This window comes from Rahnella contaminans (genome assembly GCF_011065485.1).
Lineage (GTDB): Bacteria > Pseudomonadota > Gammaproteobacteria > Enterobacterales > Enterobacteriaceae > Rahnella > Rahnella contaminans.
Genome location: NZ_JAADJS010000001.1, coordinates 29,871 through 43,250 on the forward strand (window position 1 = coordinate 29,871; position 13,380 = coordinate 43,250).

Here is a 13,380-nt window from a genome sequence, read left to right on the forward strand (position 1 = left end):
TGTTATTTTATCCAGTATAAGTGAAACTGTCACAATCTTGGAAGAGACACCCTGTAACTAATTGTCAACGATATAATAAAAAAGAAAAAGGCGTATAAAAATACGCCTTTTTATTGTCACTTATTGGGTTGCTATCGCGCCAGCCATCCACCATCAACGGCAATGGTATAGCCGTTAACGTAATCCGAGGCTTTCGACGCCAGAAATACCACGGGGCCCATGACATCTTCCGGCAAGCCCCAGCGCCCGGCGGGGATGCGATCAAGAATTTCTTTGCTGCGATCTTCATCCGCACGAAGTTGTTCAGTATTGTTGGTCGCCATATAGCCCGGTGCAATGGCGTTAACATTAACATTGTGCTTCGCCCATTCATTAGCCATCAGCCGGGTGATGCCCATGACGGCACTTTTTGATGCCGTATAAGAAGGAACGCGAATGCCGCCCTGATAGGAAAGCATGGACGCAATGTTAATAATTTTACCGCCAGTACCTTGCGTAATGAACTGCTTAGCCACCGCCTGAGACATGAAGAACAGTGTTTTGCTGTTCACGTTCATCACGTCGTCCCAATTCTTCTCGCTGAACTCGATAGCATCTTCCCGGCGAATGATACCGGCGTTGTTTACCAGAATATCGATATGACCAAACTCGCTGACCGCTTTTTCGATGAGTTTGGGAATGCCCGTAATGCTACTCAGGTCAGCGCGAAGGTCGAGGAAACGGCGGCCGGTTGCCGTGATTTTTTCGGCCGTTTCGTTTGGCGCTGAAACGTTAATACCTACGATATCGCAACCGGCTTGTGCCAGTCCCAGCGCCATACCCTGGCCCAGTCCGGTGTTACAACCGGTCACGATTGCGACTTTGCCGCTTAATTCAAACGCATTGAGGATCATATTCAAAGTCTCTTTTGCACGGCACGTTCGCCATTAATGGATGATTTGCTCCGCTGCCGTGCAGCAGAGCACAAGGGTTAGCGCAGTTCGCTGACTTTGACGTGATCCATGTCGTCAAATACCTGGTTTTCGCCAACCATTCCCCAGATGAAGGTGTAGTTTTTCGTGCCTACACCGGAATGAATTGACCAGCTCGGTGAGATGACCGCCTGTTCGTTATGAACGAGCAAATGGCGCGTTTCCTGTGGTTGCCCCATCATGTGAAACACGGCGGTTTCTTCCTCCATATTGAAGTAGAAATACACTTCCATACGACGCTCGTGGGTATGGCAAGGCATGGTGTTCCACAGGCTGCCTTCTTCGAGTTTCGTCAAGCCCATCGTCAGCTGGCAGGTTTCTAAAACGTCAGGCACGATGAATTTATTAATGGTGCGGCGGTTGCTGGTGGCCGCGTCGCCAATAGTTTGAGGAGACGCTTCGGCCAGCGTGATTTTTTTGTTAGGGAACGTCGTGTGCGCAGGGGCGCTGTTGTAGTAGAATTTGGCGGGTTTTGCGGCATCAACGCTGCTGAATTCAACGTGCTTCCCGCCTTTGCCGACGTACAGCGCTTCTTCATGACCAATCTCATAAGTTGTTCCGTCAACCACAATAAGGCCCGGCCCGCCGATGTTGATCACGCCAAGCTCGCGGCGTTCGAGGAAATAGCTCACGCCGAGTTGTTTACCAACGTCATCACCTATCGAAACTGATTTTTCAGCGGGCATAACACCGCCGACGATAATGCGATCGATGTGGCTGTAGGTCATGGTGCAGGCGTTTTTCTCGAAGATTTTCTCGATGAGGAATTCGCGGCGTAATTGTGCGGTATCCAGCGTTTTGGCGTGGTCGCTGTGGATGCTTTGACGAACTTGCATGTCGGTGCCTCTCATAGGATTGCAATAAAGGGGGACGTGCCGGGCGAGTCTGACCGTTGCGTGGCAGTGACAGCGTACAGAAGCAGGAGAGCTCCCGGCTCGTCCTTGTTAAACGCAGCATAGGTTCATTGGCATACGAATTCAATAAAAATGAAATAACGTTTTATTTATTTTATGAGGCAGTTCATGGTTCGCGAAATTAAACGCTGTCCGGGGAAATGTGGCAGGGAAAATGCGAAGTCAGGTTGAAGCAGGGAACGGCACAGAAGCGGGGTGGCTTTGCGCCGGTTTACCCAGGAATAGGTCTCAGAGGATATGTGCTGGCTCTAAAGCTTCAAGGGTCGCGAGTTTCGTGTCGGCAAGCGCCCAACGCGGATCTTCGCGATACTCTCTGGCGGGAACAACAATCGAGCGCATGCGTGCGGCTTTCGTGGCAATCATCCCGTTAAAGGAATCTTCCAGCGTGACGCAGTTCAGAGGGTCAACCTGCAATTCACCGGCTGCGAGCAGATAAACTTCCGGGTGCGGTTTACTGTAAGGCAGGTTTTCTGCCGAAGTGATCACCTGAAAATAGGATTGCAGGCTGAACATCTCAAGAACCGCCCTGAGCATAAATAAAGGAGAAGCGGACGCGAGGCCAATTTTCAGACCGCTGTCACGACACAGCTCAAGTGCCTGGTTCACACCCGGCAGCAAAGGGCGTGTTTGTTCCACCAGTTCGACGGTGCGCGTGATGATCATTTTAGACACTTCGTCCTGCGTCGGCCCTTGCCATGGCAGCGTTTGATACCACATTCTGACCACCTGATCGACGCGCAAGCCCAGCGTATCCTGCAGTAAATGTCGCTGAGAAATATCGACGCCGAGGCTACCAAAAACGTCCAGTTCTGCCTGAACCCAAAGTGGTTCAGAATCAATTAACAGACCATCCATATCGAAAATTGCTGCATTAACAGGGCGAACATAAGCCATGAAAGCGGACTCCGTAAAAGTGAATTAAGGCTTTACTCTAACACCGCCGGTTCTGAGGGTGAAATGCGATATAGGGACGGTCAGGAAAACCGTCAGGAACGCTGTTTCAGGCAGGCAACGCCAGTAACTGATTAAAACATTGGGCGCAAAATACTTTCTGTGGGTAAACTTACGTGTTGCTTTAGGTGTCCTAACAAGGGGAATTCATGACGTATCAACAAGCCGGACGCGTGGCAGTGATTAAACGGATTGCAGGATGGATTATTTTTATCCCTGCGCTGCTTTCAACTCTGATTTCATTGCTTAATTTTATTAATGAACACACTAAAACTGAGCAGGGCATCAATGCCGTTATGCTGGATTTCGTCCACGTGATGGTCGATATGGTGAAGTTCAACACCTCGTTTCTTAACGTTTTCTGGTACAACTCCCCCGTACCCGCTTTGGGGCAGGGCGTGACCACCGCCAACATCGTATTCTTTATTATCTACTGGCTGATTTTTGTCGGTCTTGCGTTACAGGCATCCGGCGCAAGAATGTCCCGTCAGGTGAAACATATCCGTGAAGGGATCCAGGATCAACTGATCCTTGAGCAGGCGAAAGGTGCAGAAGGGCGTACACGACCACAGATTGAAGAACGGATTGTCATCCCGAGACATACGATTCTGGTGCAGTATTTCCCGCTCTATATTCTGCCCATCGTTATTGCAGTCGTTGCGTATTTCATTTTGAAATTATTAGGTTTAATTGCAGGTTGATCTAAGATTAATTTTTGTAACATCTGATTTATCATTCTCATAAATAAGGCCTGAATATCTTCATTGTTCAGGCCTTATTTGTTTATGCAGTAAAACATTTACCAGGCTAATTAATATCGTCATGGAGAAGTCTTTCAATAGCGCGCTGAGCAACAACGAGGTGCTGCCCTCCGAATAAATTACTGCGATTTAGCAGGTAATATAACTGGTAGATTGGCTGTCTTGAAATGAAGTCATCCGGAAGCGGCGTTCTGCTTTGATAACCGTCATATAATTGTGGCGGAACATTAGGATACAGCGGAAGCATAGCCAGATCGCATTCCCTGTCGCCCCAGTAACAGGCGGGGTCGAAAATGACCGGTCCGTGTTCGGAAAGGCCACAGTTGTGCGGCCATAAATCGCCGTGTAATAAAGAAGGTTGAGGCTGATGGTTCTGTAAGCGGGCATGAACCATTGCTGTGATATCTTCGATATTGCCGAACGTCATTCCTTTTTCCGCCGCCAGTTGCAACTGCCAGCCGATACGCTGTTCGGCAAAGAATGTCGCCCAGCGCCGCTGCCAGCTGTTGGGTTGCGGCAGGGTCGCCAGCTCATTATCGAAATCAAGACCGAATTGCAGTTGCTCGCTCCACTGATGTAACGCGGCAAGTTGCTGCCCTAAAATGTAGGCGTTATGGGCATCCAGAGGCTTTTGCGGGATATATTCCAGCAGCAGGAAACTGTAGTCACGATCGCTGCCAACACCATAAACCTCTGGCACGCGAACCGTCTGACTTCGGGCAAGCAGTGCGAGCTGATCGGCTTCAGCCGCGAAAATAGGGAGCATTTCGCGCGCATTGCACTTCACGAATACATCCCTGTCACCGTAGCTCAACCGCCAGGCCGGGTGAATTTCTCCTCCCGGCAGTTCAACACGTTCGCGGATTTCAGCACTGCCCAGGTGTTCACTCAACAAACGATTGACGGCTTGCCACATGGTATCACCCCTTCTGACTGGCCCGATAATTCATTAAGTTAGCGTTTTTTTTGGTTCAAAAACCCGATCCCGCGCACGGCTGAATCAGATGATGCTGTTAATTTATGCGAATTGTGTCGTAGCTGAACTGAGAGTGTAATCAATGAATCTGTTAATTTCAGAATATGTGACGCAAAAGAGGTTTTATATGCGGAATTGTCTTATCGACATGTGTCTAACCCCCTTGTTTAACAAAACAATAATAATAATAGACTAAAAATATATTCAGGTGTGGGAAGAAGATGTATATGCTAGCCCTCGTCCCAGTCGCGAGAGAGAAAACGTGAAACCAAAAATTCTTTATTTGATGGCCGCGCTTTTACTGGCGGGTTGCGCTAAAGAAACACCGGTTAAAACCACGCATTTTTTGAATCCATCGCCACCCATACAAAGCGAAACTTCATTAATGCATCCGGGGCCTTATGGTGATGTTATTCACCAGGCGGCAAATACTTACGGCGTCGACGAAACACTTGTTAAAGCAATCATTCAGGTTGAATCTGGATATAACCCAACCGTTGTCAGTAAATCGAATGCGATTGGGTTAATGCAGCTAAAGGCCTCAACGGCAGGACGCGATGCCTACCGGATGAAAGGACGTTACGGGCAGCCCAGCGCTCATGAACTGAAAGATCCCGCGATGAATATCGACTTGGGCACGGCGTATCTGAGTATCCTCCAGCAGCAGCTGGCGGGGATCAGTAATCCGGAAACCCGTCGTTATGCAACGACGGTGGCCTACGTTAACGGGGCTGGAGCATTACTGAGAACCTTCGCGAAAGATAAAACATACGCAATTGCGAAAATTAATCAGATGTCTCCGCAAGAGTTTTACCAGCATGTGCAGCAGAAACATCCGGCGCCTCAGGCTCCGCGTTATTTGTGGAAAGTGAACAGCGCCTATCTGGCGATGCGTTAAGTTCCGTTTCCCGTCAGTAGCGAATCAGGCTGCTGGCGGGAAATGAGAAATAATTTCAGTCACGCCGTTAATCACAAACTGCACGCCCATACAGACCAGCAAGAATCCCATCAGCCGTGAAATTGCTTCAATCCCGCTTTTCCCAACCAGACGCATAATGCCGCCCGCACTGCGTAATGTGAGCCATAAAATCAGGCTGACCAGAAAGAAAATCAGCACCGGCGCCACTAAAATTACCCAGTGAGGAAAATCTGAACCTTCTCTGATGGTTGATGCGCTGCTGATAATCATCGCAATAGTACCCGGACCCGCGGTGCTGGGCATCGCGAGCGGTACAAACGCGATATTCGGTGAATCCTGTCGTTTCATCTCCTCGGTTTTATTCTCCATAAGTACTTTCTCTTCAACGTGTTGCTGAGGGAAAAGCATTCGGAAACCGATAAATGTGACAATCAGACCGCCCGCAATACGCAAGCCGGGAATTGAAATCCCGAATGTATTCATCACCAGTTGTCCGGCGTAGTAGGCGACCATCATGATAATGAAAACATATACCGAGGCCATCAGTGACTGCTGATTTCGCTCCTGAGCTGTCATGTTTCCGGATAGCCCAAGCAAAAGGGCAACGGTGGTTAACGGATTTGCCAGCGGAAGAATCACCACTAAACCCAATCCGATGGCCTGGAATAACAGGCTGACTTCTGACATAAATTTCCCTTTTAAAAAGCGTTTATGTTTACCTTAGCGTGTCCGGAGGGGATTACACGAAAAATATCCATCTTAAGCAACACAGGTTGCTGGAAATTCGCACTTTACGGGTGGTAAACTCGCTGTCTGTTTTCACGTCGTATCCCGATACAATTACGTGATGTATTCCAGGGTGCCTATATTTGGCAAAGTAAAGCTGAATAGCGTGAATAACTACATGAAATTAAACTCAAATATTTTTCTAGATGTGCTCTGTCGTGTGGGGCACCACTGTAGATTAAGGAATTAACATGCCTGTCATTACTCTTCCTGATGGAAGCCAGCGCGTTTTTGATCGCCCCGTTTCACCTCTTGATGTTGCTCTCGATATCGGTCCTGGTCTGGCGAAAGCCTGTATCGCTGGTCGTGTTAACGGCGAACTGGTTGATGCAACCGATCTGATTGAAACCGACGCGCAACTGGCGATCATCACCGCTAAAGACGAAGCCGGTCTTGAAATTTTGCGTCACTCTTGTGCGCACCTTTTGGGTCATGCCATCAAACAATTGTGGCCAGACACCAAAATGGCTATCGGCCCGGTTATCGATAATGGCTTCTATTATGACGTCGATTTAGATCGTACGCTCACTCAGGAAGACATTGAACTGCTTGAAAAGCGCATGCACGAACTGGCTGAAAAGAATTACGACGTTATTAAAAAGAAAGTCAGCTGGCAGGAAGCGCGCGATACCTTTGCAAGCCGTGGTGAAGAATACAAAGTCGCGATTCTGGATGAAAACATCAGCCATGATGATCGTCCGGGCCTGTATCATCATGAAGAATACGTCGATATGTGCCGCGGCCCGCACGTACCGAACATGCGTTTCTGCCATCATTTCAAACTGCAGAAAACATCCGGTGCTTACTGGCGTGGCAACAGCGACAATAAAATGTTGCAACGTATCTACGGCACTGCCTGGGCAGACAAAAAGCAACTGAATGCCTACATTCAGCGTCTGGAAGAAGCCGGAAAACGCGATCACCGTAAAATCGGTAAGCAACTCGACCTGTATCACATGCAGGAAGAAGCGCCGGGCATGGTGTTCTGGCACAACGACGGCTGGACTATTTTCCGTGAGCTTGAAGCCTTCGTACGTATGAAACTGAAGTCTTATGACTATCAGGAAGTCAAAGGTCCGTTCATGATGGACCGCGTACTGTGGGAAAAAACAGGTCATTGGGAAAACTACAAAGAAGCGATGTTCACCACGTCTTCTGAAAACCGTGAATACTGCATCAAACCGATGAACTGTCCGGGTCACGTTCAGATCTTCAACCAGGGTCTGAAGTCCTACCGAGACCTGCCGCTGCGTATGGCCGAGTTCGGCAGCTGTCACCGTAATGAGCCATCGGGCGCATTGCATGGCCTGATGCGTGTTCGTGGTTTCACTCAGGACGACGCCCACATCTTCTGTACTGAAGAGCAGGTTCGTGACGAAGTGAACAGCTGTATTCGCATGGTCTATGACATGTACAGCACTTTTGGTTTCGAAAAGATCGTGGTGAAACTGTCCACCCGTCCTGAGAAGCGCATTGGTACTGATGAAATGTGGACTAAGGCAGAAGATGACCTGGCCGCAGCACTGACCGAAAACAAGATTGAATTCGAATATCAGCCGGGTGAAGGTGCGTTCTACGGTCCGAAAATTGAATTTACCTTGCACGATTGTTTGGATCGTGCGTGGCAGTGTGGTACCGTGCAGCTCGACTTTTCATTACCAGGTCGCTTGAACGCCTCCTATATTGGCGAAAGCAACGACCGTCAGGTCCCGGTAATGATTCACCGTGCTATTCTGGGTTCCATGGAGCGCTTCATCGGTATTCTGACCGAAGAATACGCCGGGTTCTTCCCGACCTGGATGGCGCCGGTGCAAGTTGTGATCATGAACATTACTGATTCACAAGCGCCGTATGTCGAAGAATTAACTAAAAAACTGCAAGATGCAGGCATTCGCGTTAAAGCCGACTTGAGAAATGAGAAGATTGGCTTTAAAATCCGCGAACACACGCTGCGCCGTGTTCCTTACATGTTAGTTTGTGGCGATAAAGAGGTCGAATCAGGCAAAGTTGCTGTTCGTACCCGCCGCGGCAAAGACTTAGGAAGCATGGATGTTAGCGAAGTCGTTGACAAACTGCTGGCGGAAATCCGCAGCAGAAGTCTTCATCAACTGGAGGAATAAAGTATTAAAGGCGGAAAACGAGTTCAACCGGCGCGTCCTAATCGCATTAACAAAGAGATTCGCGCGCAAGAAGTTCGCCTCACCGGCGTCGATGGCGAGCAGATTGGTATTGTCAGTCTGAATGAAGCTCTTGAAAAAGCTGAGGAAGCGGGCGTCGATTTAGTAGAAATCAGTCCGAATGCCGAGCCGCCAGTTTGTCGAATCATGGATTACGGCAAATTCCTCTACGAGAAGAGCAAGTCGACCAAAGAGCAGAAAAAGAAACAAAAAGTTATTCAGGTTAAGGAAATCAAATTCCGACCTGGTACCGATGATGGCGACTATCAGGTCAAACTACGCAACCTGATTCGCTTTCTGGAAGATGGCGATAAAGCTAAAATCACCCTGCGTTTCCGTGGGCGTGAAATGGCGCACCAACAGATCGGTATGGAAGTGCTTAACCGCGTCCGTAAAGACCTGTGTGAAGATTCTGAACTGGCCGTTGTCGAATCCTTCCCTACGAAGATCGAAGGTCGTCAGATGATCATGGTGCTCGCACCTAAGAAGAAACAGTAAGGCTTCCAAGTAATCCTGCTACGCGGTGTTCGCACCGCGTATGCTGGATTCGCCTTTCTGATTCATGTTAATAACAATGCGAAGTGGAATTTAAAATGCCAAAGATCAAAACAGTACGCGGCGCCGCTAAACGCTTCAAAAAAACCGCCAACGGTGGTTTTAAGCGTAAGCACGCAAACCTGCGTCATATTCTGACCAAAAAAGCTACTAAGCGTAAACGTCACTTGCGTCCAAAAGGCCTGGTATCCAAGAACGATTTGGGTCTGGTCTCTGCATGTCTGCCGTACGCATAAATACACTTTTTTTAATCTAGAATATAAAACTCAGGAGAGCATATGGCTCGCGTAAAACGTGGTGTGATTGCACGTGCACGTCACAAGAAAATCTTAAAACAGGCGAAAGGTTACTACGGTGCCCGTTCTCGCGTATATCGTGTTGCATTCCAGGCTGTTATCAAAGCTGGTCAATACGCTTACCGTGACCGTCGTCAAAAGAAACGTCAGTTCCGTCAGCTGTGGATCGCGCGTATCAACGCAGCAGCTCGTCAGAACGACATGTCTTACAGCAAATTCATTAACGGCTTGAAAAAAGCTTCCATTGAAATTGACCGTAAGATCTTGGCTGACATCGCAGTATTCGACAAAGTGGTATTTGCCGCTCTGGTCGAAAAAGCGAAAGCAGCACTGGCGTAAGTCAGGTGAAAGAGGGAGCTTGCTCCCTCTTTTATATTTTGTGTTTAAAAACAGGCTGATTCGTTGTTTAATACTGACAGTCCCGTTTACGTCCATGCACAAGAAAGACAATCATTAAGGTAACGCAAGCATGAATGCTGCTATTTTCCGTTTCTTTTTTTACTTTAGCGCCTGACTCAGGAAGGCTTTCGCGCGTAAGAGAAGAAACGAAAAGTAGCGCCTAAGCCTCCCTTGTGGAGGCTTTTTTGTATCTGTGCTTTATACACTAAGGTTCAGGGTCAAAATCGCGCCCCTGATTAATAACGGTTATTTTACATCGGGCCATATTGGCCAGAAGAAGAGGAAAGCAATGCCACATCTCGCAGAGCTGGTTGCCAATGCCAAGGCAGCCGTAGAGAGTGCTCAGGATATCGCCGCGCTGGATAACGTGCGTGTCGAATATCTGGGTAAGAAAGGCCACCTGACACTCCAGATGACGACCCTCCGTGAACTGCCAGCGGAAGAACGTCCGGCAGCAGGCGCAGTGATCAACGAAGCGAAAACGCAGGTTCAGGAAGCCCTGAATGCGCGGAAAAATACGCTGGAATCCGCTGTGCTGAATGCGCGTCTTGCAGAAGAAACGATTGATGTTTCCCTGCCAGGCCGTCGTATCGAAAACGGCGGTTTGCATCCGGTGACCCGTACTATCGACCGCATTGAAACTTTCTTCGGCGAACTCGGCTTTACCGTGGAAACCGGTCCGGAAATTGAAGATGACTATCATAACTTCGATGCTCTGAATATCCCCGGCCACCACCCGGCCCGTGCTGACCACGACACTTTCTGGTTTGACGCTAAGCGCCTGCTGCGTACTCAGACGTCCGGCGTTCAGATCCGCACGATGAAAGATCAGCAACCGCCAATCCGTATTATCGCGCCGGGCCGCGTTTATCGTAACGATTACGACCAGACTCACACCCCGATGTTCCATCAGATGGAAGGCCTGATTGTTGATAAAGACATCAGCTTCTCCAACCTGAAAGGCACGCTGCACGATTTCCTTAACAACTTCTTTGAAGCTGATTTGCAGATCCGTTTCCGTCCTTCTTATTTCCCGTTCACCGAGCCTTCTGCGGAAGTTGACGTTATGGGCAAAAACGGGAAATGGCTGGAAGTGCTGGGTTGCGGCATGGTGCACCCGAACGTATTACGTAACGTCGGTATTGATCCGGAAGTGTATTCTGGTTTTGCCTTCGGTATGGGGATGGAACGTCTGACCATGCTGCGTTATGGCGTGACCGATCTGCGTGCATTCTTCGAAAACGATCTGCGTTTCCTCAAACAGTTTAAGTAAGGCGGGAATATCACATGAAATTCAGTGAACTCTGGTTGCGTGAGTGGGTAAACCCAGCCATCAGCAGCGAAGCATTATCAGACCAAATCACCATGGCTGGCCTGGAAGTCGATGGCGTTGAACCTGTCGCGGGCGCTTTCAACGGCGTCGTAGTGGGTGAAGTGGTCGAATGTGGTCAGCATCCGAATGCAGACAAACTGCGCGTAACAAAAGTAAACGTCGGCGGCGACCGTCTGCTGGACATCGTTTGTGGTGCACCAAACTGCCGTCAGGGCCTTAAAGTTGCTGTCGCCACCGTGGGCGCGGTATTGCCGGGTGATTTCAAAATCAAGGCAGCCAAACTGCGTGGCGAACCGTCTGAAGGCATGCTGTGTTCATTCTCTGAACTGGCGATTTCAGATGATCACGATGGCATCATCGAGTTACCGCTTGATGCGCCTGTTGGCACCGATATTCGTGAATTCCTGAAACTGGACGACACGACTATTGAAATCAGCGTGACGCCAAACCGTGCGGATTGCCTGGGTATTCTGGGCGTGGCGCGTGACGTTGCGGTGATTAACCAGCTCCCGCTGGTTGAGCCGGAAATGAATCCGGTTAAAGCCACTATTGATACTGCTATTTCTATCGATGTTCAGGCTCCTCAGGCTTGTCCGCGTTATCTGGGCCGCGTAGTCAAAGGCATCAACGTTAAGGCGCCTACGCCATTGTGGATGCGTGAAAAACTGCGCCGTTGTGGGACGCGTTCAATCGATGCCGTCGTCGATATCACAAACTATGTGCTGCTTGAACTCGGTCAGCCAATGCACGCCTTCGACCTGAACCGTATCGACGGTGGTATCGTTGTGCGTATGGCGAAAAAAGATGAAGCGCTGACTCTGCTTGATGGCACTGAAGCTAAACTGAACGAAGACACGTTGGTGATCGCCGATCACGGTAAAGCACTGGCGATGGCTGGGATTTTCGGTGGTGAACATTCTGGTGTGAACGATGAAACTCAGGACGTGCTGCTGGAATCTGCATTCTTTGCTCCGCTGTCTATCACCGGCCGCGCGCGCCGTCAGGGTCTGCACACCGACGCTTCGCACCGTTATGAACGTGGCGTTGACCCACAACTGCAATTCAAAGCCATCGAACGTGCAACCGCGTTACTGCTGAGCATTTGTGGTGGCGAAGCGGGTCCGGTTATCGACGTAACGTCAGAAGTTGACTTGCCGAAAGCTGCAACCATTACCCTGCGTCGCGAAAAATTGGATCGCCTGATTGGGCATCACGTTGAAGATGCGCAGGTAACGGACATTCTGACCCGTCTGGGCTGTCAGGTTCAGCATTATGGCGATCACTGGGTCGCTGTCGCGCCAAGCTGGCGTTTCGATATGCAAATTGAAGAAGACCTGGTGGAAGAAGTGGCGCGTGTTTACGGCTACAGCAACATTCCAGATGTCCCGGTGAAAGCCAGCCTGGTGATGACTAAACACCGTGAAGCGAATTTGTCACTCAAACGTGTGAAAAATCTGCTGGTTGACCGTGGTTTCCAGGAAGCGATCACCTATAGTTTTGTTGATCCAAAAGTTCAGGCTCTGCTGCATCCGGGTGAAGAAGCGCTGATTCTGCCAAGCCCGATCTCGGTAGAAATGTCGGCAATGCGTCTTTCTCTGTGGTCTGGTCTGCTGAGTGCGGTAGTCAATAACCAAAATCGTCAGCAAAGTCGCGTGCGCTTATTTGAAAGCGGCCTGCGCTTTGTGCCTGATACACAAGCCGATTTGGGTATCCGTCAGGACGTCATGCTGTCCGGTGTGATCTCCGGTACGAAAAATGAAGAGCATTGGGATCTGGCGCGTCAGGCAGTTGACTACTACGATTTGAAAGGTGATCTTGAGGCTATTCTTGAGCTTACCGGCAAAATGAACGATGTACAGTTCAAGGTTGAAGCAAATCCTGCACTGCACCCTGGGCAGAGCGCAGCGATTTATTTACACGGCGAACGTATTGGTTTCATTGGTGTAGTACACCCGGAACTGGAACGTAAACTCGATCTCAATGGCCGTACTGTTGTCTTCGAACTGTTATGGAATAAGGTCGCAGACCGCGTACTGCCTGATGCGAAAGAGATTTCCCGCTTCCCGGCGAACCGTCGTGACATCGCTGTTGTTGTGGCTGAAAACGTGCCCGCAGACGATATTTTGGCAGAGTGCAAGAAAGTTGGCGCAAATCAGGTAGTTGGCGTAAACTTGTTTGATGTGTACCGTGGCAAGGGCGTAGCTGAGGGTTATAAGAGCCTGGCTATCAGTCTGGTGTTGCAGGATACCGCCCGTACACTGGAAGAAGAGGAGATCGCCGCTACCGTTGCAAAATGCGTAGAGGCTCTAAAACAGCGATTCCAAGCATCCTTGAGGGATTGA

The 13,380-nt window shown here is 49.5% G+C and carries 14 protein-coding genes and 1 other annotated feature; of the genes, 9 read left to right on the plus strand and 5 right to left on the minus strand.

Annotated elements, in window-relative coordinates; translation table 11 throughout:
• Positions 1-131: 131 nt before the first annotated feature.
• The 3 genes from kduD to hxpB all read right to left on the minus strand — a co-directional run bounded on the left by kduD (position 132) and on the right by hxpB (position 2,779).
• Positions 132-893 (minus strand): 2-dehydro-3-deoxy-D-gluconate 5-dehydrogenase KduD, encoded by a 762-nt coding sequence (gene kduD / locus GW579_RS00115; protein WP_152325685.1) that lies wholly within the window; start codon positions 891-893, stop codon positions 132-134.
• A 77-nt stretch (positions 894-970) separates the two neighbouring features.
• A complete protein-coding gene (gene kduI, locus GW579_RS00120; protein WP_152325686.1) occupies positions 971-1,807 on the minus strand; it encodes a 5-dehydro-4-deoxy-D-glucuronate isomerase in 837 nt (278 codons plus the stop codon).
• A 306-nt stretch (positions 1,808-2,113) separates the two neighbouring features.
• Positions 2,114-2,779, minus strand: a complete 666-nt coding sequence (gene hxpB / locus GW579_RS00125) for a hexitol phosphatase HxpB (protein WP_165056877.1) — start codon at positions 2,777-2,779, stop codon at positions 2,114-2,116.
• A gap of 206 nt (positions 2,780-2,985) precedes the next feature.
• On the opposite strand from hxpB, the gene GW579_RS00130 reads away from it, so the two are divergent.
• Positions 2,986-3,537: a YniB family protein gene (locus GW579_RS00130; protein ID WP_152325688.1), complete on the plus strand. Its 552-nt coding sequence runs from the start codon at positions 2,986-2,988 to the stop codon at positions 3,535-3,537.
• Positions 3,538-3,643: 106 nt separating this feature from the next.
• Here GW579_RS00130 and GW579_RS00135 read toward each other — a convergent pair whose 3' ends face one another.
• Complete coding sequence (locus GW579_RS00135) at positions 3,644-4,513, minus strand: fructosamine kinase family protein (protein WP_152325689.1); 870 nt, start codon at positions 4,511-4,513, stop codon at positions 3,644-3,646.
• Between the two features lie 322 nt (positions 4,514-4,835).
• On the opposite strand from GW579_RS00135, the gene GW579_RS00140 reads away from it, so the two are divergent.
• Positions 4,836-5,471 carry a transglycosylase SLT domain-containing protein gene (locus tag GW579_RS00140; protein WP_152326331.1) on the plus strand — a complete coding sequence of 212 codons (636 nt, stop codon included), beginning with the start codon at positions 4,836-4,838 and terminating at the stop codon, positions 5,469-5,471.
• A 24-nt stretch (positions 5,472-5,495) separates the two neighbouring features.
• Here GW579_RS00140 and GW579_RS00145 read toward each other — a convergent pair whose 3' ends face one another.
• A complete protein-coding gene (locus GW579_RS00145) occupies positions 5,496-6,179 on the minus strand; it encodes a MarC family NAAT transporter (RefSeq protein ID WP_152325690.1) in 684 nt (227 codons plus the stop codon).
• A gap of 290 nt (positions 6,180-6,469) precedes the next feature.
• Here GW579_RS00145 and thrS point away from each other — a divergent pair, with 290 nt between their 5' ends.
• From thrS to pheT, 7 genes are all read left to right on the plus strand, one after another.
• Positions 6,470-8,398 carry a threonine--tRNA ligase gene (thrS, locus tag GW579_RS00150; RefSeq protein ID WP_101077102.1) on the plus strand — a complete coding sequence of 643 codons (1,929 nt, stop codon included), beginning with the start codon at positions 6,470-6,472 and terminating at the stop codon, positions 8,396-8,398.
• A 3-nt stretch (positions 8,399-8,401) separates the two neighbouring features.
• Complete coding sequence (gene infC, locus GW579_RS00155; protein WP_013576136.1) at positions 8,402-8,953, plus strand: translation initiation factor IF-3; 552 nt, start codon at positions 8,402-8,404, stop codon at positions 8,951-8,953.
• 95 nt (positions 8,954-9,048) lie between these two features.
• The gene (gene rpmI, locus GW579_RS00160; protein WP_013576135.1) at positions 9,049-9,246 is read left to right on the plus strand and encodes a 50S ribosomal protein L35; all 198 of its coding nucleotides are present in this window, start codon (positions 9,049-9,051) and stop codon (positions 9,244-9,246) included.
• A gap of 42 nt (positions 9,247-9,288) precedes the next feature.
• The gene (gene rplT / locus GW579_RS00165) at positions 9,289-9,645 is read left to right on the plus strand and encodes a 50S ribosomal protein L20 (protein ID WP_056773451.1); all 357 of its coding nucleotides are present in this window, start codon (positions 9,289-9,291) and stop codon (positions 9,643-9,645) included.
• 125 nt (positions 9,646-9,770) lie between these two features.
• Positions 9,771-9,895, plus strand: a sequence feature (Phe leader region).
• Complete coding sequence (gene pheM, locus GW579_RS00170; RefSeq protein ID WP_106120997.1) at positions 9,776-9,820, plus strand: pheST operon leader peptide PheM; 45 nt, start codon at positions 9,776-9,778, stop codon at positions 9,818-9,820. It overlaps the preceding feature by 45 nt.
• A gap of 99 nt (positions 9,896-9,994) precedes the next feature.
• Positions 9,995-10,978: a phenylalanine--tRNA ligase subunit alpha gene (pheS, locus tag GW579_RS00175; RefSeq protein ID WP_152325692.1), complete on the plus strand. Its 984-nt coding sequence runs from the start codon at positions 9,995-9,997 to the stop codon at positions 10,976-10,978.
• Between the two features lie 14 nt (positions 10,979-10,992).
• Entirely contained in the window at positions 10,993-13,380 is a 2,388-nt protein-coding gene (gene pheT, locus GW579_RS00180; RefSeq protein WP_165056878.1) for a phenylalanine--tRNA ligase subunit beta, read from the plus strand.

Bases quoted from the DNA above. Each gene is read 5' to 3' on its own strand.
- kduD (WP_152325685.1), bottom strand. From the start codon at position 893: ATGATCCTCAATGCGTTTGAATTAAGCGGCAAAGTCGCAATCGTGACC.
- kduI (WP_152325686.1), bottom strand. From the start codon at position 1,807: ATGCAAGTTCGTCAAAGCATCCACAGCGACCACGCCAAAACGCTGGAT.
- hxpB (WP_165056877.1), bottom strand. From the start codon at position 2,779: ATGGCTTATGTTCGCCCTGTTAATGCAGCAATTTTCGATATGGATGGT.
- GW579_RS00130 (WP_152325688.1), top strand. From the start codon at position 2,986: ATGACGTATCAACAAGCCGGACGCGTGGCAGTGATTAAACGGATTGCA.
- GW579_RS00135 (WP_152325689.1), bottom strand. From the start codon at position 4,513: ATGTGGCAAGCCGTCAATCGTTTGTTGAGTGAACACCTGGGCAGTGCT.
- GW579_RS00145 (WP_152325690.1), bottom strand. From the start codon at position 6,179: ATGTCAGAAGTCAGCCTGTTATTCCAGGCCATCGGATTGGGTTTAGTG.
- thrS (WP_101077102.1), top strand. From the start codon at position 6,470: ATGCCTGTCATTACTCTTCCTGATGGAAGCCAGCGCGTTTTTGATCGC.
- rpmI (WP_013576135.1), top strand. From the start codon at position 9,049: ATGCCAAAGATCAAAACAGTACGCGGCGCCGCTAAACGCTTCAAAAAA.
- rplT (WP_056773451.1), top strand. From the start codon at position 9,289: ATGGCTCGCGTAAAACGTGGTGTGATTGCACGTGCACGTCACAAGAAA.
- pheS (WP_152325692.1), top strand. From the start codon at position 9,995: ATGCCACATCTCGCAGAGCTGGTTGCCAATGCCAAGGCAGCCGTAGAG.
- pheT (WP_165056878.1), top strand. From the start codon at position 10,993: ATGAAATTCAGTGAACTCTGGTTGCGTGAGTGGGTAAACCCAGCCATC.